The sequence below is a fragment of the Streptosporangium fragile genome (assembly GCF_039534445.1).
GTDB lineage: Bacteria > Actinomycetota > Actinomycetes > Streptosporangiales > Streptosporangiaceae > Streptosporangium > Streptosporangium fragile.
The window spans coordinates 1761-25875 of the sequence record NZ_BAAAVI010000076.1; the positions used below are offsets into that span (position 1 = coordinate 1761).

The 24115-nt window shown below is 72.2% G+C and carries 22 protein-coding genes; 16 read left to right on the forward strand and 6 right to left on the reverse strand.

The features are described from left to right. The first annotated feature begins 207 nt into the window (after positions 1-207). From moaA to ABD841_RS34005, 3 genes are read left to right on the forward strand one after another with little or no spacing between them, the layout of a single operon-like run. On the forward strand, positions 208-1197 hold the full coding sequence (moaA, locus tag ABD841_RS33995; protein ID WP_344980378.1) for a GTP 3',8-cyclase MoaA: 990 nt from the start codon (positions 208-210) through the stop codon (positions 1195-1197). After that, positions 1194-1895: a molybdenum cofactor guanylyltransferase gene (gene mobA / locus ABD841_RS34000; RefSeq protein ID WP_344980380.1), complete on the forward strand. Its 702-nt coding sequence runs from the start codon at positions 1194-1196 to the stop codon at positions 1893-1895. The genes moaA and mobA overlap by 4 nt, the downstream gene beginning before the upstream one ends. Positions 1896-1897: 2 nt before the next feature. Then, the gene (locus ABD841_RS34005) at positions 1898-2155 is read left to right on the forward strand and encodes a DUF6457 domain-containing protein (protein WP_344980382.1); all 258 of its coding nucleotides are present in this window, start codon (positions 1898-1900) and stop codon (positions 2153-2155) included. A 367-nt stretch (positions 2156-2522) separates the two neighbouring features. Here ABD841_RS34005 and ABD841_RS34010 read toward each other — a convergent pair whose 3' ends face one another. Beyond that, positions 2523-2834, reverse strand: a complete 312-nt coding sequence (locus ABD841_RS34010; RefSeq protein WP_344980384.1) for a DUF3099 domain-containing protein — start codon at positions 2832-2834, stop codon at positions 2523-2525. 75 nt (positions 2835-2909) lie between these two features. On the opposite strand from ABD841_RS34010, the gene ABD841_RS34015 reads away from it, so the two are divergent. Then, positions 2910-3122 (forward strand): dodecin, encoded by a 213-nt coding sequence (locus ABD841_RS34015; RefSeq protein ID WP_344980386.1) that lies wholly within the window; start codon positions 2910-2912, stop codon positions 3120-3122. Between the two features lie 148 nt (positions 3123-3270). Here the strand turns inward: ABD841_RS34015 and ABD841_RS34020 are convergent, their stop codons facing one another. Next, the gene (locus ABD841_RS34020) at positions 3271-4638 is read right to left on the reverse strand and encodes a metallopeptidase TldD-related protein (RefSeq protein ID WP_344980387.1); all 1368 of its coding nucleotides are present in this window, start codon (positions 4636-4638) and stop codon (positions 3271-3273) included. 74 nt (positions 4639-4712) lie between these two features. Further along, positions 4713-6212 carry a TldD/PmbA family protein gene (locus ABD841_RS34025; RefSeq protein ID WP_344980389.1) on the reverse strand — a complete coding sequence of 500 codons (1500 nt, stop codon included), beginning with the start codon at positions 6210-6212 and terminating at the stop codon, positions 4713-4715. Positions 6213-6288: 76 nt separating this feature from the next. Between ABD841_RS34025 and ABD841_RS34030 the strand changes: the two genes are divergently transcribed. From ABD841_RS34030 to ABD841_RS34040, 3 genes are all read left to right on the forward strand, one after another. Continuing rightward, complete coding sequence (locus ABD841_RS34030; RefSeq protein WP_344980391.1) at positions 6289-6993, forward strand: beta-ketoacyl-ACP reductase; 705 nt, start codon at positions 6289-6291, stop codon at positions 6991-6993. Next, a complete protein-coding gene (gene fabI, locus ABD841_RS34035; protein WP_344980393.1) occupies positions 6993-7757 on the forward strand; it encodes an enoyl-ACP reductase FabI in 765 nt (254 codons plus the stop codon). The genes ABD841_RS34030 and fabI overlap by 1 nt, the downstream gene beginning before the upstream one ends. A 62-nt stretch (positions 7758-7819) precedes the next feature. Next, positions 7820-8716 carry a transposase gene (locus tag ABD841_RS34040; protein WP_168022228.1) on the forward strand — a complete coding sequence of 299 codons (897 nt, stop codon included), beginning with the start codon at positions 7820-7822 and terminating at the stop codon, positions 8714-8716. Between the two features lie 241 nt (positions 8717-8957). Here the strand turns inward: ABD841_RS34040 and ABD841_RS34050 are convergent, their stop codons facing one another. Then, complete coding sequence (locus tag ABD841_RS34050) at positions 8958-10028, reverse strand: hypothetical protein (protein WP_344980396.1); 1071 nt, start codon at positions 10026-10028, stop codon at positions 8958-8960. A 200-nt stretch (positions 10029-10228) separates the two neighbouring features. After that, entirely contained in the window at positions 10229-11173 is a 945-nt protein-coding gene (locus tag ABD841_RS34055) for an aldo/keto reductase (protein ID WP_344980398.1), read from the reverse strand. A gap of 65 nt (positions 11174-11238) precedes the next feature. On the opposite strand from ABD841_RS34055, the gene ABD841_RS34060 reads away from it, so the two are divergent. The 5 genes from ABD841_RS34060 (at position 11239) to mshC (ending at position 15629) form a co-directional block, all read left to right on the forward strand. Next, positions 11239-11937, forward strand: coding sequence for a histidine phosphatase family protein (locus tag ABD841_RS34060; RefSeq protein WP_344980400.1), 699 nt, complete (start codon positions 11239-11241; stop codon positions 11935-11937). Positions 11938-11946: 9 nt separating this feature from the next. After that, positions 11947-12522 (forward strand): DUF3090 domain-containing protein, encoded by a 576-nt coding sequence (locus ABD841_RS34065; protein ID WP_344980402.1) that lies wholly within the window; start codon positions 11947-11949, stop codon positions 12520-12522. Further along, on the forward strand, positions 12519-13280 hold the full coding sequence (locus tag ABD841_RS34070; RefSeq protein ID WP_344980404.1) for an SCO1664 family protein: 762 nt from the start codon (positions 12519-12521) through the stop codon (positions 13278-13280). Before ABD841_RS34065 ends, ABD841_RS34070 begins: the two co-directional genes overlap by 4 nt. 50 nt (positions 13281-13330) lie before the next feature. Next, positions 13331-14047 (forward strand): NRDE family protein, encoded by a 717-nt coding sequence (locus ABD841_RS34075; RefSeq protein ID WP_344980406.1) that lies wholly within the window; start codon positions 13331-13333, stop codon positions 14045-14047. Between the two features lie 358 nt (positions 14048-14405). Then, positions 14406-15629, forward strand: a complete 1224-nt coding sequence (gene mshC, locus ABD841_RS34080) for a cysteine--1-D-myo-inosityl 2-amino-2-deoxy-alpha-D-glucopyranoside ligase (RefSeq protein ID WP_344980408.1) — start codon at positions 14406-14408, stop codon at positions 15627-15629. Positions 15630-15832: 203 nt separating this feature from the next. Here the strand turns inward: mshC and def are convergent, their stop codons facing one another. Then, positions 15833-16309: a peptide deformylase gene (def, locus tag ABD841_RS34085; RefSeq protein WP_344980410.1), complete on the reverse strand. Its 477-nt coding sequence runs from the start codon at positions 16307-16309 to the stop codon at positions 15833-15835. A gap of 269 nt (positions 16310-16578) precedes the next feature. On the opposite strand from def, the gene ABD841_RS34090 reads away from it, so the two are divergent. The 4 genes from ABD841_RS34090 (at position 16579) to nirB (ending at position 24106) form a co-directional block, all read left to right on the forward strand. Beyond that, positions 16579-17901 (forward strand): MFS transporter, encoded by a 1323-nt coding sequence (locus ABD841_RS34090; RefSeq protein ID WP_344980412.1) that lies wholly within the window; start codon positions 16579-16581, stop codon positions 17899-17901. Positions 17902-18144: 243 nt separating this feature from the next. Continuing rightward, positions 18145-20220 carry a molybdopterin oxidoreductase family protein gene (locus tag ABD841_RS34095; RefSeq protein WP_344980413.1) on the forward strand — a complete coding sequence of 692 codons (2076 nt, stop codon included), beginning with the start codon at positions 18145-18147 and terminating at the stop codon, positions 20218-20220. Next, the gene (locus tag ABD841_RS34100; protein WP_344980414.1) at positions 20217-21620 is read left to right on the forward strand and encodes an FAD-dependent oxidoreductase; all 1404 of its coding nucleotides are present in this window, start codon (positions 20217-20219) and stop codon (positions 21618-21620) included. Before ABD841_RS34095 ends, ABD841_RS34100 begins: the two co-directional genes overlap by 4 nt. Positions 21621-21658: 38 nt before the next feature. Further along, positions 21659-24106 carry a nitrite reductase large subunit NirB gene (gene nirB, locus ABD841_RS34105; RefSeq protein ID WP_344980416.1) on the forward strand — a complete coding sequence of 816 codons (2448 nt, stop codon included), beginning with the start codon at positions 21659-21661 and terminating at the stop codon, positions 24104-24106. The last annotated feature ends 9 nt before the right edge of the window (positions 24107-24115 follow it).

Below are 24115 nucleotides of genomic sequence, written 5' to 3' on the forward strand. Positions count from 1 at the left end.
TCCGGCCGAGCCGGAACAAGGCCGATCCCGGCTCGGAGAGGGACCAACAGGAACACGGCCGATTATGTGGATTCAGGTGATCTATGGAGGAATCAATGGTTCAGTGACGATGTTGTGAGCGGATGAGGCCTTTGTTGGGCCGGGTGGGGGGCTGGCCGTAGGCTGGCCCCCTGTTCGGGTAGGCGACGGAGCGGGAGGCGACGCCCTGTGCTGCGGGATTCGTTCGGCCGTGTGGCGACTGATCTGCGGGTGTCCCTTACGGACCGCTGCAACCTGCGGTGTTCCTATTGCATGCCTCCCGAAGGGCTGGATTGGCTCCCCAAACCCGAGCTGCTGACCGCCGACGAGATCGTCCGCCTGGTGACCATCGCGGTGGAGCGGCTGGGCGTCACCGAGGTCCGCTACACCGGCGGTGAGCCCCTGCTCCGCCGCGAGCTCGTCGACATCGTGGCCCGCACCGCCGCGCTGCGCCCCACCCCGCAGGTCTCGCTGACCACCAACGGCATCGGGCTGAACCGCCTGGCCGCCCCCCTGGCCGCGGCCGGCCTGCACCGCGTCAACGTCTCCCTCGACACCCTCGACCGGGAGACGTTCGTCAGGCTCGCGCACCGCGACCGGCTGCCCGACGTGCTGGCGGGCCTGGCGGCGGCCGAGGCCGCCGGGCTGCGCCCGGTCAAGGTCAACACGGTGCTGATGCGCGGGGTCAACGAGCACGAGGCCGTGCCGCTGCTGCGCTACTGCCTCGACCATGGCTACGAGCTGCGGTTCATCGAGCAGATGCCGCTGGACGCCCAGCACGGCTGGCGCCGGGAGAACATGATCACGGCCGACGAGATCCTCGCCACGCTCCAGGCCGCCTTCGACCTCACCGAGGACGATCCGGTGGAACGCGGCAGCGCCCCGGCCGAGCTGTTCCTCGTCGACGGGGGACCGGCCAGGGTCGGCGTCATCGGGTCGGTCACCCGGCCCTTCTGCGGTGCCTGCGACCGGGTGCGGCTCACCGCCGACGGGCAGGTCCGCAACTGCCTGTTCGCCACCGACGAGTCCGACCTGAGGGCCGCGATGCGCTCGGGCGCGAGCGACGACGAGCTCGCCGAGCGCTGGCGGGCCGCGGTGCGGATCAAGAAGGCGGGGCACGGCATCGACGACCCGGCCTTCCTGCAGCCGTCCCGCCCGATGTCCGCCATCGGCGGATGATCCCGCGCCACGACGCCTGCATCCTGGCGGGCGGCCTCGCCCGCAGGCTCGGCGGCCGGGACAAACCCGGCCTGCGCGTCCTGGGCCGCCCCCTGGTGGAGTCGGTGGCCGCGGCCGTGCCCGGCGCGGAGAGGCTCATCGTGGTCGGGCCGCCCCGGCCGGGCCTGCCGGGGGCGATCTTCCGGCGGGAGGAGCCGCCCGGGGCGGGTCCGGTCCCGGCGCTGCGGGCCGGGCTGGCCGAGGTGACGGCGCCCTGGGTGGTCCTGCTCGCCGCCGACCTGCCGTTCCTGACCCCCGAGCACGTGTCGGCCCTGCTGGCCGTCGCGGACGCGGGCCCCCGCTCCGGGGCGGGAACCGGTGCGCCGGCGCCCGGAGCGGAGACGGGAGCGGTGCCCGGCGGGGCAGGGGAGGCCGGGGTACCGAGGTCGGGGGCGGTGCTCGTCGACGACGACGGCCGCCCGCAGTGGCTGGTGGGGGTCTGGCGCACGGAGGTGCTGGCCGGGGCGCTCGCCCGCTACGAGGGCCGGTCACTGCACGGGCTGCTGGCCCCGCTCTCGCCGGTGACTTTTCAGCTGGCCGGACGGCCGTGGTTCGATTGCGACACCATGGACGACCTACAGCGGGCCCGGAGCGGAGAGCCGGGTCCCACGAGCGGCGCCGGGCCTCGAGGGGCGGGCGCGACCGCATACGAGGAGTGACGATGAACGTGCTGACGGAGTGGACCGCGCTGGCCTGCCGGGAGCTGGGCATCGACCCGGCGCTGGTCGACCGCGACGAGCTGCTCGACCTCACCAAGGAGGTCGCGCACGGGGTGGCCCGCCCGGCCGCCCCGCTGACGGCGTACCTGCTGGGTCTGGCTCAGGGCGCGGGCACCGCGCCCCCGGACGCCGTGGAGCGGCTGACCACGCTGGCGCGCAACTGGGAGCGGGCGACCACCGAGACCCTCGGCGACACGTGAGGACCGGCGGCCGCCCATGAGGATGGGCGGTGACGCGCGGAGCGCGGGATCCCCGCGTCGGCCCCGCGCTTCGTGCGTGCCCCCGCCCGGCTCGGGACGATCGTTCGCGGCGTCGGGCCCCGTTCGCGTCCGGCCCGGCGCGGCACGCGCGGAGCGTGGGATCGCCCGGCTCGACGGCAGAAGCCGGAGCCGGTGACGGAAGTCTGGGAAAAGGGCGACGCCGGGTGGTTACGGGGGCAAACCACCCGGCGTCGCTTCATCGGCGTTCCGACGGGGGCCCGGAACGCCGGCACCAGTGCCCCGACGGGGGACCAGGGCACTTGGCTAAAGCGTACACCTCCAACCCTTGGGATGCGTCAAGACTTAGTCACGACCCGATCTCGCGTCGGTGGCGTGGAATCTCGCTCTGCCCGGAATCTTCCATGTCGAAGTTCGACGGAGCCCCGCGCGAGGGCGCGTTCGCCCCGATCACGGCAACGTATGGCAAAAAGATGGCACCGGCGAACAGCAACAGCCGTACGGGCAGCGGGGCGGGCACGGTGAAGGCGAGGATCAGGCAGACGAGCCGGATACCCATCTTGATCAGGTAGTTCTTCTCGCGCCTGCCGATGTCCTCGGTCAGGGAGGGCTGGGCGTCCGTCACCTGATGGACCACCGGGCGCTTGCGCCATCCCCTCACGGTTCCCAATCTAGACCTCGCATCAGGCGGGTGCGAACCGTCATGTGATCACGTCTTTCCGGGAAGGACGATGGGATGACAGATCGAACGTACCGGGTGACAGACATCGTCGGCACATCGGGGGAGAGCGTCGAGGCCGCCATCCGCAACGGGGTGCGCCGCGCCGCCCGGACCCTGCGCCACCTCGACTGGTTCGAGGTGACCGAGGTCAGAGGGCACATCGTGGACGGGGAGGTCGGCCACTTCCAGGTCGGCATGAAGATCGGGTTCCGCCTGGAGGACGAGTGACCTCCCCCCGCGCCCGTCTCCCCTCCTCCCGGGGCTCTCCTCCCCGGGACCGCCTCGCCCGCCCCGGCCGGCCCCGCGGGCACCCCTCCCGCGGGGCCGTGGCGTACGGGTGCCCGCGAAAGCGACGGCGGGCACCCGGCCCCGGGGTCTAGCTGGCCTGGCTGACCGTCGACATGTTGAAGTCGGGTACCCGGATCGGGGGCATGACCGTGCGGGTGAAGTAGTCGTTCCACTCGCGCGGCAGGGTCTGCTCGGCGGCCCCGACCTCGGTGAGGCGGCGCAGCAGGTCGACCGGGCTCTCGTTGAAGCGGAAGTTGTTCACCTCGCCCACGACCTCGCCGTTCTCCACCAGGTAGACGCCGTCGCGGGTCAGTCCGGTCAGCAGCAGCGTCTGCGGGTCGACCTCCCGGATGTACCACAGGCAGGTGAGCAGCAGCCCGCGCTCGGTGGAGGCGATCATCTCCTCCAGCGACCGGCCCCCCTCGGGGCCCTGCATGATCAGGTTGTCGATCTGCGGGGTCACCGGCAGCGCGGTCAGCTCCGATGAGTACCGGGTCTGCAGGAGGTTGGCCAGCGCGCCACCGGTGATCCAGTCGGTGGACGCCAGCGGCAGGCCGTTGTCGAACACAGAGCTCTCCCGCCTGGAGGCGTGCGCCACCACGAAGGGGGCGCACTCGATGCCGGGCGCCGCCGGATCGCTGTACAGCCGCACCGGGAACGGGGACAGCGTCTCCCCGACGCGGGTGCCGCCGCCCGGCTTGGAGAAGACCGTGCGGCCCTCCATGGCGTCGCGGGCGCCGGCGGTCCAGTACAGGTAGATCATCAGGTCCGCCACGGCGGTCGGCGGCAGCAGCGTCTCGTACCGGCCCGCGGGCAGGTCGATCCGGTTCTTCGCCCACTCCAGGCGCCGGGCCAGCAGGGAGTCCAGGGCCGCCACGTCGACGTCCGAGAAGTCGCGGGTGGCCACGCCGGTCCAGGCCGAGCGCTTCATGTCCGGCGACTTGGCGTTGAGCTCCAGGCGGCCGGTGGGCTGGGTGTGCCGCAGCCGGGTGCCGGTCGAGGCGCCCACGAAGGTCGTGGTGACCGTGTGCTCGGCGAAGCCGTACAGCCTGCGCCCGCCCGCCTCGGCCGCGGCGAAGGCCTCACCGAGCGCGGGGGCGAAGGAGCCGAACACCTCGATCGAGGTGGCGTCCGCCGGGGCGTCCCAGTCGCCGGAGTGCCCGCCGTCCAGCAGCGGCCGGGCGTCCTCGGAGGGCTGGGCGTCCTCCGCCGCGTGGTCGGCCGCGGCGACGATGTCCTCCAGCTGGTCGGGGCGGACCGCCGACCGCGACACCACGCCCACGCCCCGGCCCGCGACCGAGATCACGGTGATCCGCGCGGAGCGGGACACGCCGTTGGTGGTCAGGGTGTTGCCCGCGAACCGCAGGTTGGCGCTCGACTCCTCGTCCACGATCACGACGGTGTCGTCGGCCGTGGACAGGCCGAGTGCCTTCTCGATCATCTCCTGAGGGGTCATCCCGCTCCTCTCCTGCCGGCCCGCCGAGGCGCTCGCCGTGCCGCCGTCTCCGTCATCGCGCCCGCCGTACGCGCTCAACTGCCGTTCTCCTGGACGGTGTTCAGGACGCGCACGCCGCGGAAGAGCGCGCTCGGGCAGCCGTGGCTGACCGGGGCGACCTGCCCCGGCTGGCCCTTGCCGCAGTTGAACGCCCCGCCCAGCACGTACGTCTGCGGGCCGCCGACCGCCGCCATCGACCGCCAGAAGTCGGTGGTCGTGGCCTGGTAGGCGACGTCGCGCAGCTGCCCGGCGAGCCTGCCGTTCTCGATCCGGTAGAAGCGCTGCCCGGTGAACTGGAAGTTGTAGCGCTGCATGTCGATGGACCAGCTCTTGTCGCCCACGATGTAGATGCCGCGGTCGACCTCGGAGATCAGCTGCTCGGTGGTGGGTCCGTCGGGCGCCGGCCGCAGCGAGACGTTGGCCATGCGCTGGATCGGCGTGTGGCCGGGGGAGTCGGCGAAGGCGCAGCCGTTGGACGCGCCCAGGCCCTTCAGCAGGGCCATCCGCCGGTCGAGCTGGTAGCCGACCAGCACGCCGTCGGAGACGATGTCGAACTCCCTGGTCGCCACGCCCTCGTCGTCGTAGCCGATCGTGGCCAGGCCGTGCTCCGTCGTGCGGTCGCCGACCACGTTCATCACCTGCGAGCCGTACATCAGCTTGCCGAGCCGGTCGAAGGTGGCGAAACTCGTGCCGGCGTAGGCCGCCTCGTAGCCCAGGGCCCGGTCCAGCTCGGTGGCGTGCCCGATGGACTCGTGGATCGTCAGCCACAGGTTGGACGGGTCGATCACCAGGTCGTACCGCCCGGCCTCGACCGAGGGGGCCCGGAGCTTCTCCGCCAGCAGTTCGGGGATGCGCTCCAGTTCCCCGGGGAAGTCCCAGCCGGTGCCGGTGAGGTATTCGTACCCCCGGCCGGTGGGCGGGGCGAGCGTCCGCAACGAGTCGAAGCGGCCGTCGAGGACCTTCATGGCCTCCAGCGCGGGGTGGACCCGGACCCGCTGCTGAGTGGTGACGGTGCCCGCCGCGTCGGCGTAGAACTTCTGCTCCTTGACCTGCCGGAGCGAGGCCTGCACGTGGTCGACACGGGGGTCCTTCAGCAACTCGCCCGACCAGTCGGCGAGCAGGGCGACCTTGGCGCGTGCCGGCACGTCGAACGGGTCGACCTCGTAGGAGGAGACCCAGGTGACGTCGGCGTGGACCGGCTCGGGCGCCAGCTCGACGGGCTCGCGGTTGATCGCCGCGGAGACGGCCGCCACCCGTACCGCCTGCTCGGCGACCCGGGCGGCCGCCTCCGCGGTCAGCTCGATGCCGGCCGCGAAGCCCCAGGCGCCGTTCTTGACCACCCGCACCGCGAAGCCCAGGACGTCGGCGTCGATGGACCCCTCAAGCGCGGTGTCGGACAGGCGCAGGGTCTCCGAACGGACTCGCTCCAGCCGGAAGTCGGCGTGCTCGGCGCCCAGGTCGCGGGCGCGTTGCAGGGCCGCGTCCGCCAGTCGGCGCAGCGGCAGGGCGAGGAAATCGGAATCGATCTGGCGCATGTCAACGATCCTAACCCTGTGATCTTGTTCTTCCCGGACAAGAGGTTTACCCCCCGGTAGCCGATAGCGTCAGATCATGGCTCGATCTGTTCTCGTAACCGGCGGCAATCGCGGCATCGGCCTCGCGATCGCCCGCGAACTCGCCAAGGCCGGTGACGCCGTCGCCGTGACCTACCGTTCCGGCGAGCCCCCCGAGGGGCTGTTCGGCGTGCGCTGCGACGTGACCAGCGCGGCCGACGTGGACGCCGCGTTCGGGAAGGTCGAGGCCGAACACGGCCCGGTCGAGGTGCTCGTGTCCAACGCGGGCATCACCAAGGACACGCTGCTGCCGATGATGAAGGAGGAGACCTTCACCGACGTCATCGACGCCAACCTGACCGGCGCCTACCGGGTCGCCAAGCGCGCCACGCGGGGCATGCTGCGGCTCAAGCGCGGCCGTATCGTGCTGATCTCCTCCGTGGTGGCCATGCTGGGCTCCGCCGGGCAGACCAACTACGCCGCCTCCAAGGCGGGCCTGATCGGTTTCGCCCGGTCGGCCGCCAGGGAGCTGGGCTCGCGCGGCATCACCGTCAACGTGGTCGCCCCGGGCTTCGTGGAGACCGACATGACGGCCGCCCTGGACGAGACGTACCAGGAGCAGATCCGCAAGAACATCCCCCTGGGCCGCTACGCGAGCCCGGAGGAGATCGCACGCGTGGTCAGGTTCCTGGCCGGCGAAGACGCCGCTTACATCACGGGGGCCGTCATCCCCGTCGACGGCGGCCTGGGAATGGGGCACTGATGGGAATCCTCGAAGGAAAGCGGCTCCTCGTCACCGGGGTGCTGACCGACGCCTCCATCGCCTTCTCGGTGGCCAAGCTGGCCCAGGAGGAGGGCGCGAAGGTCGTGCTCACCGGGTTCGGCCGGCTCAGCCTCGTCGAGCGCATCGCCAGGCGGCTGCCCGAGCCGCCGCCGGTGCTGGAGCTCGACGTCACCGACACCGAGCACCTCGACTCCCTCGCCGACCGGGTCGGCGAGCACCTGGACGGCCTCGACGGCGTGGTGCACGCCATCGGCTTCGCGCCGCAGACCGCCCTCGGCGGGAACTTCCTGAACACCTCGTGGGAGGACGTGGCGACCGCCGTCCAGATCTCCACGTACTCGTTCAAGTCGCTCGCGGTGGCCGCGCTCCCGCTGATGAAGGAGGGCGGCTCGATCGTCGGCCTCGACTTCGACGCCACCAAGGCCTGGCCGGTCTACGACTGGATGGGCGTGGCCAAGGCCGGCCTGGAGTCGTGCTCCCGCTACCTGGCCCGCGACCTCGGCAAGCACGGCATCCGGGTCAACCTGGTGGCCGCCGGGCCGATCAGGACCATGGCCGCGAAGAGCATCCCGGGCTTCAGCGAGTTCGAGGAGAGCTGGCCCGCGAAGGCCCCGATCGGCTGGGACATCAACGACCCGATCCCGGCGGCCAAGGCGTGCGTCGCCCTGCTGTCCGACTGGTTCCCGGCCACGACGGGCGAGATCGTCCACGTTGACGGCGGCGTCCACGCCATCGGCGCCTAGATCGCTGATGTGAAATTCGGTGATCGGCTGCGGGCATGACGAAGGGCGTCCATGGTCGGCGTGTGAAGACAGACTTGGACGCCCTTCTGATCGCACTCTATGTGTATCTGGACGATCACGTGATGCCTTCGCGGGCACGGCCTCGCGGACGGGGCCGGCCCCCGGTGCTGACCCCCGCCGAGGCGGTGGTCGTGGCGGTGGCTCAGGTGCTGCTGCGCTGCGATCAGGAGCGCTACTGGCTGCGGATCGCGGCGGCCCGGATCGGTCATCTGTTCCCGCGGCTGCCCTCCCAGGCCGTCTACAACCGGCAGCTGCGCGATCTGGGCCCGCAGATGTCGGCGGCGGCCTTGTGGATCGCCCGCCAGATCCCCACCTGGCACGAACCGCTGCGCCTGATGGACGGCACCCCGGTCCGATGCGGCGCCTCACGGGTGACGGTCAACCGCTCCAGCCTGGGCGAGATCGCCGGATACGGCATGGACAAGTCCCACCACGCCTTCTACTGGGGCGCCAAGCTGATGCTCATCACCACCGCCGACGGCGCGGTGACCGCCTTCAGCCTGGCCTGCCCCAAGGACCTCGACGAACGCAAGCAGGCCCTGCACCTGCTGCACGTCACCCCGATCGCACCCGGGCCGTGCCCGATCGTGTGCGACAAGGGATTCGCCGGCGCCGGCATCGAGAAAGCCGCCGCCGACCTGGGCCACCCGCTGATCCGGCCAGCCCGCGAAGACGAGCCCGGACCCGCCCTGCCCTTCCCCGGCTGGCTCCGCCAGCGCATCGAAGCGATCATCTGGACGCTGAAGAACCAACTCGGCCTCGAACGCCACAACGCCCGCCACACCGACGGCCTCTGGGCACGCATCAGCCAGCGTATCCTCGCCCTCAACGCCGTCATCTGGCACAACTGGACCATCGACGCACCCGTGAAACGATCCCTGATCGCCTACGATCACTAACCCAAATATCACATCAGCGATCTAGCTGTATTGACCATGAACGTTGTTGACAGCAGGACTTGATCAATAGCGAAGACCTCCGATGTGGTGGAGGTGTCTAGGCTCCACACCACACACGGAGGTCTTTGTGTCCCACCGTAATGCCCGCCTGACCGTTCATGGCAGACGACTCCTCGTCGAACGCGTCCTGGCCGGTCGGCCGGTCGCGCGTCCGTGGACGCCTCCGCGGGCGCCCGTGCGGCTACGCCACCCGGTGGTGCTTGGGCGGGACCGGCTCGAACGGGATCGACTCCTGCTCCTCCCGCCTGCCGTACAGCAGGCGGACCGCGAGGATCGCGGCGATGAGCAGCGCGGTGGTGAGGACGGTGCCCGGCCCCCCGGACGACCGGCTGGGCGTCACCGGCCGCCGGTCGGGCATCTGTTTCTGCAGTTCCTCCAGAAGCGGGGCCGGCCACAGCAGCTCCACCCGGGGCGCTTCGGCGTCGATCAGCGGGGAGGGCTCGGAGACCACTGGACCGTTCCCGCCGGTCGTGAACGTGCGGGTCTCCGGCGTGAGTGTGCGGGTCTCCGCCACCCCGGTCTGCGACGGCCGGTCCGGCGTCGGGGGCACCGATGGGGACGGATCGCTGAGCGGCGGCGTCGCGTCCCGGTGCACCGGACCGGGCCTGCGGGTCCGCGACGGTCCGGGGCTCGGCGAGCTGCCGGGCCGGGCGTCCTCCCGGGGGGCGGACGGCTCCGGCGACTCCGCGCACGCGGCGGAGGACACCAGGGGCGCGCAGAGCCCGTCCACGACCTTGGGCAGCAGGCCGTCGCCCGATGTCCTCTCCGTGCCGGACGGGGCGGTGGGGTCCGGCGACGGCTCGGCGGCCGTCCCGTTCCCGTCGTCTTCGCCGGCACCGTCGCGGGGCGCCGTGGCGGTGGTGCCGGGAGCGTCCGCGCCGGCCGGTTCCGTGCCGGTCGTGAGCCGGTTCACCGCACCGCTCAGGTGGTCGGCCACGTTGTCCACGATGCCGCCCACGGCCTTGCAGGCGGCGCCGGTGACCGTGCCGAGCAGTCCGTCTTTCCCGCAGTCGTCCCGCACGGTGCCGCCGCGCGCCGCGGTGCCGTTCCGCGTTCCGGTGCCCCGCGCCGCGCCGGCGAGCGCGGCGCCGTGCGCGACCTCCGCCTGCGTGACGGCGCCCGCCCGGGGGGCGGCGATCACCCGGGGGGCGGCGCCCGCCCGGGGCGCGGCGCCCGCGGGGATCGCCACGAGCGCGGGCACACCACCGCCCAGCGCCAGCGCCAGCACACCTGCGGACAACGCGGTTCGCACTCTGCTCCCTCCCCCCGTCCGGACGCCGGCCGCGGCATCCGGACGGCGCCCGAGTGCCCCCTCCCGGCACCCGTTTGACAGTTTTGTGGGGAGGCCCGGTTTTTCCACGGAAAGTCGCGATTCGGTATCGAGTAGTGATACGCGAGACGTTTTCTTGTTCTGCTCCCGGCAGCTTCGCCTCCCGGCCGGAAACCGCCGGTTCAGTCGGCCGAGACGTCGTCGAGGGCCTCCCGGATCTCCACCGGCAGCGTGAGGTCCTCGGCCTGCAGCACCCCGGCCAGCTGCGCGTGGGTGCGGGCCCCGACGATGGCGGCGGACACCCCGGGCTGGTCGCGCACCCATGACAGGGCGACCGCCAGGGGGGAGACGCCGAGCCCCTCGGCCGCGGTCGTCACCGACTCCACGACCCGGCGGCACCGCTCGTCCAGGTAGGGCTTGACGAAGTCGGCGAAGTGCGGGGTCGCGGCGCGGGAGTCGGCGGGGATGCCGGTGCGGTACTTGCCGGTGAGGACCCCGCGCCCGAGCGGAGACCAGGCGAGCACCCCCGCGCCGACGTACTCGGCGGCGGTGATCAGCTCCCGCTCGGCGTCCCTGGCCAGGAGCGAGTACTCGACCTGGGCGGCGACGATCGGCACCCGGCCGGGCACCGCCCGCTGCCCGACGGCCGCCGCCGCGAGCTGCCAGCCCGTGTAGTCGCAGACCCCGGCGTAGGCGGCCCGCCCCGAGGACACGATGGCGTCCACGGCGGCCAGGGTCTCCTCCAGCGGGACGTCCGGATCGAAGGCGTGCAGCTGCCACAGGTCGACCTCGTTGACGCCCAGGCGGGTCAGCGAGGCGTCGATGGCGGAGATCAGGTGCCTCCTAGAGGCGTCGCGGGGCCTGCGCCCCGCGGGGGTGAGCACCGCCTTGGTCGACAGCACAAGCTCCGAGCGCGGCACCGAGTCGCGCATCAGGCGGCCGAGCAGCCGCTCGGCGTCACCGCCCGCGTAGACGTCGGCGGTGTCGATGAGCGTGCCGCCCGCCTCGGCGAAGGTGCGGAGCTGCGCCGCCGCCTCCTCGGCACCGGTGTCGCGTCCCCATGTCATCGTCCCCAGTCCCAGGCGGGACACCGACAAGCCGCTCCGGCCCACATAGCGCTGCTCCATGATCCGGCCAGATTACCGCCCGGTCCCTTAAAAGGAGTGGAGCGAGGACTGCAAGACTTGCCCGCGTGACGACCTTGTTGCTGGCCAGACACGGCCTCACCCACCTCACCGGTCCGGTCCTCGCGGGCTGGACCCCGGACGTCCACCTCAACGACGCGGGACGGGCTCAGGCCAAGGCGCTCGGCGCGCGGCTGGCATCCCTGGAGCTCGACGCGATCGTCGCCAGCCCGCTGGAGCGCTGCCAGGAGACGGCGCAGGCCGTCGCGGCGGGCCGGGCGACCGAGGTGCTGACCGACGAGCGCTTCGGCGAGTGCCGCTACGGAGACTGGACCGGACGCCCGATCGCGGAGCTCGTCAAGGAGCCCCTGTGGCCCGTCGTACAGGCGCATCCCAGCGCCGTGAGGTTTCCCGGGGGAGAGTCCCTCCCCGAGGTCCAGCACCGGGCCGTGGCGGCCGTCAGGGAGTGGAACGAGCGCCTGGGGCCCGGGGCCGTCTATCTCGTCTGCAGCCACGGAGACGTGATCAAGGCCATCGTGGCCGACGCCATGGGGCTCCACCTGGACCAGTTCCAGCGGATAACGGCTGATCCCGCCTCGCTCACCGCCATTCGCTACACCCCCTTGCGTCCCTTCGTCCTCAGACTCAACGACGTGGGCGGAGATGTGACCGGATTGCGTCCGGCGGAGGGTTCGGAAAGCGCGGGCGGGGGAGAAAACCTCACCGTGAGCGATGCCGCGGTCGGCGGCGGATCCGGGACCACGTAAGGTCAGGCTATGCCGGTCTTCGACTACGACCCACCCGAGAGGTTCGTGGCCGGTGCCGTGGGGCAACCGGGTTCACGAGCGTTCTTCCTGCAGGCCCGAGGACAGGGCAGGCTGACGACCGTCGGGCTTGAGAAGTTCCAGGTGGCCGCGCTCGCCGACCGCCTCGACGAGCTGCTCGACGAGGTGCTGCGGCGCAGCGGCGGCACGGTCCCGGTGCCCGCCGTCGCCCCGGCCTCGCTGACCGACAACGCCCCGCTCGACGTGCCGATCAGCGAGGACTTCCGCGTCGGCACGATGGCCCTGGCCTGGGACGCCGACGCCGCCCAAGTGATCATCGAGGCGCAGGAGGTCGTGGTCGAGGACGAGGAGGCGGACGACTCGCCGGTGGCCGAGCCCACGGTGCTGCGCGTGCACATCAGCCCCGGCGCGGCGAGGGCCTTCACCAAGCGGGCCCTGGCGCTCGTCGCGGCGGGGCGCCCGCCCTGCCCGCTCTGCGGCCAGCCCCTCGACCCGGAGGGGCACATCTGCGTACGGCTCAACGGTTACCGGGGCGGCGACGTCACGTCGGCTGGAGGAGGCGAATGAGCGCCGAGAGCGAGCCGACGCTGAGCGCGACCCCCGCTCCGGGGCTGGACGACGAGACCGCCCTCCGTCTGCTCCGTGACGGCCGGCTGGAGGTGGCCGGTCGCCTCATCGAGGCGACCAACATGACGCTCTACTGCTCGGTCAGCCTCGGCACCCTCTCGACCGCCTGCGTGTACAAGCCCGTGCGCGGCGAGCGACCGCTCTGGGACTTCCCCGACGGCACCCTCGCCGCCCGTGAGGTCGCCGCCTACGAGGTCTCCGCCGTGACGGGATGGCGCATCGTGCCGCCCACCGTCTACCGCGACGGCCCCTTCGGGCCCGGCATGTGCCAGCTCTGGATCGACACCGACCCCGACGTCGACCTGATGGCGCTGATCCGCAGCCGCCAGCCCTCGCTGCGGAGGATGGCGGTCTTCGACGCCGTGGTCAACAACGCCGACCGCAAGGGCGGCCACCTGCTGCCGCTCGTCGACGGCCACGTCTACGGCGTCGACCACGGCGTCTCCTTCTCGGTGGAGGACAAGCTCCGCACCGTCCTGTGGCAGTGGCGCGGCAAGCCGCTGCCGCGCGAGGCCATGAACGTCCTGACCCGCCTCGAACGCGACCTGGAGCGGGGCGCCCTCGGCCGCCGCCTCCGCGAGCTGCTGACCCTTCCCGAGGTGGAGGCCACGTGGGCGCGGGTCCGCAGGCTCCTCGACACCGGCCTGCACCCCCTCCCGTCCAAAGACTGGCCCGCCGTCCCCTGGCCCCCCATCTGATCGCCACCCCGGCCCGAGGCCACCGTGGCCCGGCGTTGTAGCCTCCCGGCATGTGCACGGTTGCCGTCAGCATCGATCCGAGCGCCGACATCCCCCTCATCCTCACCGGGGTCCGTGACGAGTTCACCGACCGGCCGTGGGCTCCCCCCGCCGAGCACTGGCCCGGTCTCTTCGGCGGGCGTGACCTGAGGGCGGGCGGCACCTGGCTGGCCGTCGACCCCGCCGCCAGGCGAGTCGGCGCCCTGGTCAACGGCCACGGCGTCCTGGCCGCGGAGGAGACCCGCCGCTCCCGCGGGGACCTGCCCCTTCTCGCGGCGGCCGGGGGCGACCCGGCCGTCGCCGACCTGACCGGCTACGACCCCTTCCACCTGCTGCGCGCCGGGCTCGACGGGGCCCGGCTCTGGCACTGGGACGGGATCACGCTGGAGTACGACGACCTCCCGCCCGGGACCCACATGATCGTCAACAGCGGCTGGGAGCGCGGCGAGGAGAACGACCGGGTCGCGTTCTTCCGTCCCCTGTTCGCCAAGGCCCACCGCCCCGCGGAGCTCGACGGCTCCTGGACGGAGTGGCACGGGCTCGCCACCGGGGCGGGGGTGCCCCCCGAGGATCCCCGCACCATGATCGTCCATCACGAGCTGCCCGACGGCCGGGTCTTCGCCACCGGGTCGGTGACGCTGGTCGCCCTGGCCCCCGCCGGAGTGCGCTACCACTTCACCGCCGATCCCCGCGATCCGGCGGCCTTCCGCACGATCATTCCGGAATGATCCGGCGAGTCCCGGAGGTTAAGACCAGGAGAGGTAGCTCCCGTCCCGGGCCGATCGGGGTGGGCCGGACGCTGGATGGGCGCGACACGTGGCATCTTTCCCAGGGCTGGAGCCGGGAGACCCGACCCGCACGGGCCGGGTCTTCCGCGCGGCGGGCGACCGCCCTCCCGGCCGGGGCCGCCCGGGTCGCCCCGTCGCCCGCGCGGGTGTTCCGCCTCTCCGCGGGCCCGGCGATGAGAGCGACGCCGGTTATAAATATGGTGGGTTGGCCGCCGTCGCCGCCGGGCACGTCACCGCGTCGCGCGGCGCCGCGCCGTGTTTCCCCGGAGCCAGGGGCCTCCATGCTGGAAGGATTTAGATGAGATCGTGGTCTGCGCCGAAGGTTCCTCGGCTTCCCGGTACCGGTGCTCCGCTGCGGCTGTACGACACAGCCGCGCGAGAGGTCGGTCCCACCCAGCCGGGCCCGACGGCACGGATGTACGTCTGCGGCATCACCCCGTACGACGCCACCCATCTGGGCCACGCCAACACCTATCTGGCCTTCGACCTGGTCAACCGGGCCTGGCGGGACGCCGGACACGAGGTGCACTTCACCCAGAACGCCACCGATGTCGACGACCCCCTGCTGGAGCGCGCCGAGCGGACCGGCGTCGACTGGCGGGAGCTGGCCGAGCGCGAGATCGAGCTGTTCCGGACCGACATGGAGGCGCTGCGGATCATCCCGCCGCGCGAGTACGTCGCGGTGACCGAGGTGATCGACCAGGTCGCCGCGCTCGTCGTGCTGCTGCGCGACAAGGGGGCCACCTACGACCTCGACGGCGACGTCTACTTCGACGTCACCGCGGCGCCCAAGTTCGGCGCCGTCTCCGGTTACTCCGAGGAGCAGATGCTCGCCCTGTTCGGCGAGCGCGGCGGCGACCCCGACCGGCCGGGGAAGAAGCACCCGCTCGACTGGCTGCTCTGGCGCGCCGAGCGCCCCGGGGAGCCGTCCTGGCCCTCGTTGCTCGGCCGGGGCAGGCCCGGCTGGCACATCGAGTGCACCGCCATCGCCCTGGCCAACCTGTCCAGCGGCTTCGACATCGCCGGCGGCGGTTCCGATCTGATCTTCCCGCACCACGAGTGCGGCGCCCACGAGGGCCACGTGGCGTGCGGCGAGTGGCCCTTCGCCAAGGCCTACGTGCACGCGGGCATGGTCGCCCTGGACGGCGAGAAGATGTCCAAGTCGAAGGGGAACCTGGTCTTCGTCTCCCGGCTGCGTCTCCAGACCGACCCGATGGCCATCCGGCTGGCCCTGCTGGCGCACCACTACCGCTCCGACTGGGAGTGGACGCCCGACCAGCTCGCCTCCGCGGAGGTGCGGCTGGCGCGCTGGCGCTCGGCCGTCGGGCTGGAGACCGGCCCCGACGCCGGCGGTGTGCTCGACCGGGTCCGCGCCCGGATCGCCGACGACCTGGACACCCCCGGCGCGCTCGCGGTCGTCGACGACTGGGCCGAGCGGGCCCTGTCCGAGGGGGGCAGCGACCCCGGCGCCCCGGCCCTGGTCAAGGACATCGCCGACGCCCTCCTCGGCGTGGCCTTGTAAGCCTGGTAAGCCTGGTAAGCCTGGTAAACGGTCCCCGGGCCGCCCTCGGGCGGCCCCGACCGGCCGGGACGCGGCGGGACGCCGGGCGCCCACGGTGCGGGCACCGCCTTCAGGACTCCGCGGCCGATCCCCGCCGGTGCCCGGCGGGGATCGTGAAGATCAAGGCCGGATCGGCCGGCGGAGTCTTCGGGGCCGGGAGGGCGTCAGCCGATCGAGGCGAGGAAGCGCTCCCGCTCGTCCTCGGGGAGGTGGTCGACGAACAGGATCCCGTCGAGGTGGTCGGCCTCGTGCTGGAGCACCCGGGCGAGCATGCCCAGGGCCCGGACGGTGACCGGTTTGCCGAACATGTCGCGCCCGCGGGCGGTGACCATGTAGGAGCGCTCCAGCGGCCACCAGGCGCCGGGCGCGGACAGGCAGGCCTCGTCGGCCACGATCCTCCGCTCGGACAACTCCAGGCGGGGGTTGATCAGGTGACCGGACTTGCCGTCCAGCTCGTAGACGAGCACTTTCAGCGGGACGCCGATCTGCGGCGCCGCCAGGCCCGCGCGGCCGGCTCCGGCGCGCATGGTCGCCTGGAGCGATTTGACCAGGCCGCGCAACTCGCGGTCGAACGCGGTCACCGGTTCGGCTACGGTGCGTAACACCGGGTCGTTGAACAGTCGGATCGGCTGGACGGCCACGCACGCTCCCCGGGGTGACGATCTGGCACGGAGACGATTCCCGCTGTCCGGCCGGATCAACCGTGACCACGGAGGTCCTCCGTTTTTACCTGGATTCAACTAGGACGATCACCATGTTTCCACGGTGTTGCACATGTGCGACGTGTGCATTGCATATTTCCAAGGTTAGTCACACGTAACCGGCGCACCATCACAGAACGTAAATGTGCGTAACGCCCCCCTCCTACATTGCGGTAGCGATGCCACCCCCGAACACCGCAGGAGGAACGATGGCGAGGCCCTGGATCAGCGACTGGCGACCCGACGACCCCGGCTTCTGGGAGGCCGGGGGCAAGAAGGTGGCCCGGCGTAACTTGATCTTCTCCATCTTCGCCGAGCACCTCGGGTTCACGATCTGGACGGTGTGGAGCATCGTCGCCGTCCAGCTCGGCTCCTACAAGTTCTCCACCGACCAGCTCTTCTGGATGGTCTCGCTGCCCAACCTGATCGGCTCGGCGCTGCGCATCCCCTACACCTTCGGCCCCGCCAAGTTCGGCGGGCGCAACTTCACCGTGGTGAGCGCCCTGCTGCTGCTCGTCCCCGCCGTCCTGCTGGCCTTCGCGGTCAGCGACCCCGCGACCCCGTACTGGGTGTTCCTGGTCATCGCCGCCACCGCCGGACTGGGCGGCGGCAACTTCGCCTCCAGCATGGCCAACATCACCTACTTCTACCCCCAGGGCAAGCAGGGGTCGGCGCTCGGGCTCAACGCGGCAGGCGGCAACATCGGGGTCAGCTCGGTGCAGCTCGTCATGCCGCTGGTGATCGGCGCGTTCGGGCTGGCCGCCGCCGGGTTGTTCTGGATCCCGTTCATCCTGGCCGCCGCGATCGGCGCCTACTTCTTCATGGACAACCTGAGCACCGCCAAGGCCGACCCGAAGGAGCAGCTGAAGATCGCCGGACGGGCCCAGACCTGGATCATGTCGATCCTGTACATCGGCACCTTCGGCTCCTTCATCGGCTACTCCACCGCGTTCCCGCTGCTCATCAAGAGCCAGTTCCCCGAGTACGCCTCCCTGGTCTGGCTGGCCTTCCTGGGCCCGCTGCTCGGCTCGCTGATCCGTCCGGTCGGCGGCTGGCTCTCGGACCGGCTCGGCGGCGCCCGGGTGACGCTGGTCAACTTCGGCGCCATGGCGGGCGCGGCGACACTGGTCTGGCAGGGCCTGTCCCAGCACTCCTTCGTGCTGTTCTTCTGCGCCTACATGCTCCTGGTCGGCACCACCGGCGTCGGCAACGGCTCCACGTACCGGATGATCCCGGCGATCTTCCGGGCCAAGGCCACCGCGGGTGTCGCCCCCGGCACGCCCGCCTACGAGGCTGCCCTGGCGGTCGGCAAGCGGGACGCCTCCGCCGCGATCGGGATCATCTCCGCGGTCGGCGCCTTCGGCGGCTTCTTCATCAACCGGGGCTTCGGCAGCTCCCTGGCCGCGACCGGGGGAGCGGGCGCCGCGCTGGCCGCCTTCGCCGGCTTCTACGCCCTGTGCGCGCTCGTCACCTGGGCGTGCTACCTGCGCACCACGGGTCCCGTGCCGAGCCTGGCCGCCGCCCGGGTGTGACGCCCGGCTCCGCCCGGTCACGCCGGCGGAGCCCCGCCCGCCCCGGGCGCCGGAACCGCCCGGCGCCCGGCACCGGGGCGCTTTCCGCGACCGGCACCGAGCCCGCCTCACACCCGGCACCGGCCCGATCGACGGACACCTCACATCCGCCTCGTCCCGTGCGTGAACACGGTTAGCGGCTTGTAGCACATCGGTAACAGGGGGGACCTCGCGGTGAAACCGCCTGAAAGCACCATCGGACACATGCCGATCTCACTTCCGCCCCCCGAGCCTGTGAAGGCGGGGACGGCGACGCACTGCCCCTACTGCGCTCTGCAGTGCGGCATGAACGTCGCCGCGGAGGAGACGGTCACCATCACCCCGCGGGACGACATCCCCGCCAACGCGGGCGGTCTGTGCCAGAAGGGCTGGACCGCCGGTGAGCTGCTGACCGGTTCCGAGCGGCTCACCACCCCGCTCCTGTACGGGCAGGAGGTGGGCTGGGACGAGGCGCTCGACTTCGTCGCCGACCGCATCCGCGCCGTCCAGGCAGAGCACGGCCCCGACGGCGTGGCCGTGTTCGGGGGCGGCGGTCTCACCAACGAGAAGGCCTACCAGCTCGGCAAGTTCGCCCGGGTGGTGCTGCGGACCAGCCAGATCGACTACAACGGCCGGTTCTGCATGTCCTCGGCCGCCGCCGCCACCAACCGCGCCTTCGGCATGGACCGCGGCCTGCCCTTCCCGATCACCGACCTCGCCCGCGCCGACGCCGTCCTGCTCGCGGGCGGCAACATGGCCGAGACCATGCCGCCGTTCGTCCGCCACCTCACCGCGATGCGCGACCGGGGCGGCAGGCTGATCGTCATCGACCCGCGCGTCACCGCGACCGCCCGCCAGGCCGACCTGCACCTCCAGCCGACCCCCGGCACCGACCTGGCGCTGGCCCTGGCCCTGCTGCACATCGTGATCGCCGAGGGACACGTCGACGAGGACTACGTGGCCGCCAGGACGAGCGGGTTCGACGCCGTGCGCACCTCGGTCGCGGCCTGGTGGCCCGAGCGGGTGGAGCGCCTCACCGGCGTGCCGGTCGCGCTGATGCGCGAGGCCGTGGAGATCCTCGCCGCCGCGGACCGGGCGGCGGTCCTCACCGGGCGTGGCGCCGAGCAGCACGCCAAGGGCACCGACACGGTGAGCGCCTTCATCAACCTGGCGCTGGCCCTCGGGCTCCCGGGACGCGAGGGGTCCGGCTACGGCTGCGTCACCGGGCAGGGCAACGGGCAGGGCGGCCGCGAGCACGGCCAGAAGGCCGACCAGCTCCCCGGCTACCGGAAGATCGACGACCCCGCCGCCCGCGCCCACGTGGCCGCCGTGTGGGGCGTCGACCCCGAGGACCTGCCGGGGCCCGGCCGCTCCGCCTACGAGCTGCTGGAAGCGCTCGGCACCGCCGAGGGGCCCAGGGCGCTGCTGCTGTTCGGCTCCAACCCGCTGGTCTCGGCACCCGGGGCCGGCCGGGTCGCCGAGCGGATCGGTTCCCTGGACCTGCTCGTGGTCTCCGACATCGTCATGTCGGAGACCGCCGCGCTCGCCGACGTCGTCCTGCCCACCGCCCAGTGGGCCGAGGAGAGCGGCACCATGACCAACCTGGAAGGAAGGGTGCTGCTCCGCCGCCAGGCGGTCGCTCCGCCGCCGGGGGTGCGGAGCGACCTTGAGATCCTCCGGGGGCTCGCCGAGCGGCTGCGCGGCGCCGAGGGCTTCCCCACCGACCCCCGTGAGGTCTTCGACGAGCTCCGCCGGGCCTCAGCCGGCGGGGTCGCCGACTACGCCGGCATCACCTACGAGCGGATCGCCGCCGAGACCGGGGTGTTCTGGCCCTGCCCGGCCGAGGACCACCCCGGCACCCCCCGCCCCTTCCTGGACCGCTTCGCCACCCCCGACGGCCGCGCCCGGTTCGTCCCGGTGGAGCACCGCGGGCCGGCGGAGGAGATCGACCGGGACTACCCGCTGTACCTGACGACCGGGCGGGTGCTCGCGCACTACCAGAGCGGCGCGCAGACGCGGCGGATCGCCGCGCTCAACGCGGTGGTGGCCGAGACGTTCGTGGAGCTCCACCCCGACCTCGCCGAACACCTGGCGGTGACGCCCGGTGATCGGCTGAGAGTGGTCAGCAGGCGCGGCGAGACCGAGGGCGAGGCCCGGGTCAACCCGGCGATCCGGCCGGACACAGTGTTCATGCCGTTCCACTGGCCCGGCGCGAACCTGCTCACCAACCCGGCGCTCGACCCGGCGTCGCGGATGCCCGAATTCAAGGTCTGTGCGGTCAGAGTGGAGCGTGCCGGATGACCAGGATCGTCGTCGTGGGCAACGGGATGGCGGGCGCCCGTTTCGTCAGTGAGGTCCGCGCCCGCGACAAAGACGTCAGGCTGACCGTCTTCGGGGCCGAGACCTGGCAGCCCTACAACAGGGTGCTGCTCTCGAACGTGGTGGCCGGGACGATGCAACCGGACCAGGTCCGGCTGCTCGACCCGTCCTGGTACGCCGACCACGGGGTCACCGCGATGCTCGGCACCGAGGTGACCGCCATCGACCGGGAGACCCAGGCGGTGATCACCGCCACCGGCCGGCGCGAGCCGTACGACGTGCTCGTGCTCGCCACCGGGAGCCGGGCCGTGGTGCCGCCGGTGCCCGGGGCGGAGCGGGCCATCGCCTTCCGCACGCTCGACGACTGCCAGGACATCCTCCGGGCGGCCGGTGCCGCGCGGAGCGCGGTGGTGGTCGGCGGCGGGCTGCTCGGCATCGAGGCGGCGCGCGGCCTGGCCGGTCGCGGGCTGCCGGTGACGCTGCTGCACCTGGCCGGGCACCTGATGGAGCGCCAGCTGGACGCCGAGGCCGGGCTGGTGCTCGGCCAGACCCTGGGCGCGCTGGGCGTGCGGACCAGGACCGGCGTGGTGGTGGAGGAGATCCTCGACGGCGGCGTGCGGCTCGCCGGCGGCGAGACGGTCGAGACCGACCTGGTGGTCCTCGCGTGCGGGGTCAGCCCGGTGACGGGCCTGGCCGGGGACGCCGGACTGCACGTGGAGCGCGGGATCGTCGTCGACGACGAGATGCGCACCGACGACCCGTCGGTCTTCGCGATCGGCGAGTGCGCCGAGCACCGGGGCATGGTGTACGGGCTGGTCGCCCCCGCCTGGGAGCAGGCCGCCGTGGTCGCCGACATCGTCACCGGGACCGACAAGACCGCCCGCTACCGGGGCTCGCGCCTGGTCACCCGGTTGAAGGCCAAGAGCGTGGAGCTGGCGGCGATGGGCGAGACCCACCTCACCGAGGACGAGGCGGAGGTCGTCCGGTTCAGCCACCGGGCCGCCGGCACCTACCGCAAGCTCGTCATCCGCGACGGCCGCCTGGTCGGCGCGATCCTCCTCGGCGAGACGGCCGCGGTTGGCACCCTCACCCAGCTGTTCGACCGGGGGGCGCCGCTGCCGGGCGACCGCGCCGGGCTGCTGTTCCCCGGCCTGTCGGGCACCACCGTCGCCGACAGCCCGGTCAGGATGCCGGACGCGGCGAAGGTCTGCCAGTGCAACAACGTGACAAAGGGACAGATCCGGGCCTGCTGGGAGTCGGGCGCCCGTGACGTGGCGGCCGTGGCCGCCGCCACGCGCGCCACGACCGGCTGCGGCGGCTGCCGCGACGCCGTCGAGGGCATCGTCGGCTGGCTCTGCGAGCAGGAAGGGGTCTCGGTGTGACCGGCCCGCACGGAGTGAACGAGAAGGAGAACACGACCATGTCACGGCTTGTCATCGTGGGGCACGGGCCGACGTCGCACCGGCTGGTCGAGGCCCTGCTCGCGAAGGGTTTCGCCGGCCGCGTCACGGTGCTGGGGGAGGAGCCGCGGTCCGCGTACGACCGGGTGGCGCTGACCTCCTACCTGACGGGCAAGAGCGTCGAGGACCTCACCTACCCGGTCCCCGAGGGCGTCGTGCTGCGGCTGTCGTCCCTGGTCACCGCCATCGACCGGGAGAACCGCACGGTCACCACCGCCGACGGCCACGTCGAGCCGTACGACGTTCTGGTGCTGGCCACCGGGTCCAGCCCGTTCGTGCCGCCCGTGCCGGGCCGGGACCTGCCGGGCTGCTTCGTCTACCGGACGATCGACGATCTCGACGCGATCAGGGAGGCCTCCGCGGGCGCCGCCGGAGGCGTCGTCATCGGCGGCGGGCTGCTGGGCCTGGAGGCCGCCGACGCGCTGCGCGGGCTGGGGCTCGAGACCCACGTCGTGGAGATGGGCGGCTGGCTCATGCCCCGCCAGGTCGACGAGGGCGGCGGCGCCGTGCTGCGCGGCCACATCGAGGCACTGGGCCTGAGCGTGCACACCGAGGCCGGCGCGAAGGAGATCGTCGCCGGGCCGGACGGGCGGGTCTCCGGGCTGGTCAAGCCGGACGGGGAGACCATCGAGGCGCAGGTCGTGGTCTTCTCCGCGGGGGTGCGGCCCCGCGACGAGCTGGCCAGGCAGGCCGGGCTGGAGGTCGGTCCGCGCGGCGGTATCGCGGTGGACGACGGGATGCGCACCAGCGACCCGGCGATCTACGCGGTCGGCGAGTGCGCCCTGCACGACGGCATGGTCTACGGGCTGGTCGGGCCGTGCTTCACGATGGCCGAGGTCGCCGCGGACCGGATCCTCGGCGGCGAGGCGGTCTTCACCCGCGCCGACCTGTCCACCAAGCTGAAGCTGCTCGGCGTGGAGGTCGCCCAGTTCGGCGCCATGGAGGGCGCGCTGGACGTGACCTTCATGGACCCGGTGGGCGGCGTCTACCAGAAGCTGTTCGTCAGTGACGACGCCCGCACCCTGCTGGGCGGCATCTGCGTCGGCGACGCCACCCCGTACAACACCCTCAAGCCCTTCGTCGGCCGCGACCTGCCCGGCGCGCCGAGCGAGCTGCTGTTCACCGGCGGCCCGGCGAACATGGAGCTGCCCGACGACGCCCAGGTCTGCTCCTGCAACAACGTCACCAAGGGCCAGGTGTGCACCGCCATCGCCGGGAACGGCCTGACCGACGTGGCCGGGATCAAGGCGTGCACCCGCGCGGGCACCACCTGCGGCAGCTGCGTCCCGATGCTCAAGAAGATCCTGGTCGCCGAGGGCGTCGAGGTCTCCAAGGCGCTGTGCGAGCACTTCGCCTACAGCAGGGCCGAGCTGTTCGACATCGTCCGGGTGCGCGGCATCACGACGTTCTCACAGCTCATCGCCGAGCACGGCACCGGGCGCGGCTGCGACGTGTGCAAGCCCGTGGTCGCCTCGATCCTGGCCTCGCTCGGCAACGGCCACATCCTCGACGGCGAGCAGGCCGCCCTGCAGGACACCAACGACCACTTCCTGGCCAACATCCAGCGCAACGGCACCTACTCGGTGGTGCCGCGCATCCCCGGCGGGGAGATCACCCCCGACAAGCTGATCGTGATCGGTGAGGTGGCCCGCGACTTCGGCCTCTACACCAAGATCACCGGAGGGCAGCGGATCGACCTGTTCGGGGCCCGGGTCGAGCAGCTGCCGCAGATCTGGAAGCGCCTGGTCGACGCCGGCTTCGAGTCCGGGCACGCGTACGGCAAGGCGCTGCGCACGGTCAAGTCGTGCGTGGGCTCCACCTGGTGCCGCTACGGCGTGCAGGACGCGGTGGGCCTGGCCATCGCGCTGGAGCTGCGCTACCGGGGCCTGCGCTCGCCGCACAAGCTCAAGTCGGCCGTCTCCGGCTGCGCCCGCGAGTGCGCCGAGGCCCGGGGCAAGGACTTCGGCATCATCGCCACCGAGAAGGGCTGGAACCTCTACATCGGCGGCAACGGCGGCTTCACCCCGCGCCACGCCGACCTGTTCGCCTCGGACCTGGACACCGAGGAGCTGATCCGGACCATCGACCGGTTCCTGATGTTCTACATCCGCACCGCCGACCGTCTCCAGCGCACCTCGGCCTGGCTGGAGGAGCAGGGCCTCGACTACGTCAAGCAGGTCGTCCTGGACGACTCCCTGGGCATCTGCGCCGACCTGGAGGCCCAGATGGAGCGGCACGTGGCCACCTACGCCGACGAGTGGCGCGCCACGATCGAGGACCCGGAGAAGCTGCGGAGGTTCGTCTCCTTCGTCAACGCGCCGGGCACCCCCGACCCCTCGATCAGGTTCGAGGCCGAGCGCGACCAGGTCAAGCCGGTGCTGATCCCGCTGGAGGCGGTCCGCTCCTGACCGCCGTCC

Coding starts and splice junctions, on each gene's coding strand:
- mobA (WP_344980380.1), top strand. CDS start 1,194: ATGATCCCGCGCCACGACGCCTGCATCCTGGCGGGCGGCCTCGCCCGC.
- ABD841_RS34005 (WP_344980382.1), top strand. CDS start 1,898: ATGAACGTGCTGACGGAGTGGACCGCGCTGGCCTGCCGGGAGCTGGGC.
- ABD841_RS34015 (WP_344980386.1), top strand. CDS start 2,910: ATGACAGATCGAACGTACCGGGTGACAGACATCGTCGGCACATCGGGG.
- ABD841_RS34020 (WP_344980387.1), bottom strand. CDS start 4,638: ATGACCCCTCAGGAGATGATCGAGAAGGCACTCGGCCTGTCCACGGCC.
- ABD841_RS34025 (WP_344980389.1), bottom strand. CDS start 6,212: ATGCGCCAGATCGATTCCGATTTCCTCGCCCTGCCGCTGCGCCGACTG.
- ABD841_RS34030 (WP_344980391.1), top strand. CDS start 6,289: ATGGCTCGATCTGTTCTCGTAACCGGCGGCAATCGCGGCATCGGCCTC.
- fabI (WP_344980393.1), top strand. CDS start 6,993: ATGGGAATCCTCGAAGGAAAGCGGCTCCTCGTCACCGGGGTGCTGACC.
- ABD841_RS34055 (WP_344980398.1), bottom strand. CDS start 11,173: ATGGAGCAGCGCTATGTGGGCCGGAGCGGCTTGTCGGTGTCCCGCCTG.
- ABD841_RS34065 (WP_344980402.1), top strand. CDS start 11,947: ATGCCGGTCTTCGACTACGACCCACCCGAGAGGTTCGTGGCCGGTGCC.
- ABD841_RS34070 (WP_344980404.1), top strand. CDS start 12,519: ATGAGCGCCGAGAGCGAGCCGACGCTGAGCGCGACCCCCGCTCCGGGG.
- ABD841_RS34075 (WP_344980406.1), top strand. CDS start 13,331: ATGTGCACGGTTGCCGTCAGCATCGATCCGAGCGCCGACATCCCCCTC.
- mshC (WP_344980408.1), top strand. CDS start 14,406: ATGAGATCGTGGTCTGCGCCGAAGGTTCCTCGGCTTCCCGGTACCGGT.
- ABD841_RS34090 (WP_344980412.1), top strand. CDS start 16,579: ATGGCGAGGCCCTGGATCAGCGACTGGCGACCCGACGACCCCGGCTTC.
- ABD841_RS34095 (WP_344980413.1), top strand. CDS start 18,145: ATGCCGATCTCACTTCCGCCCCCCGAGCCTGTGAAGGCGGGGACGGCG.
- ABD841_RS34100 (WP_344980414.1), top strand. CDS start 20,217: ATGACCAGGATCGTCGTCGTGGGCAACGGGATGGCGGGCGCCCGTTTC.
- nirB (WP_344980416.1), top strand. CDS start 21,659: ATGTCACGGCTTGTCATCGTGGGGCACGGGCCGACGTCGCACCGGCTG.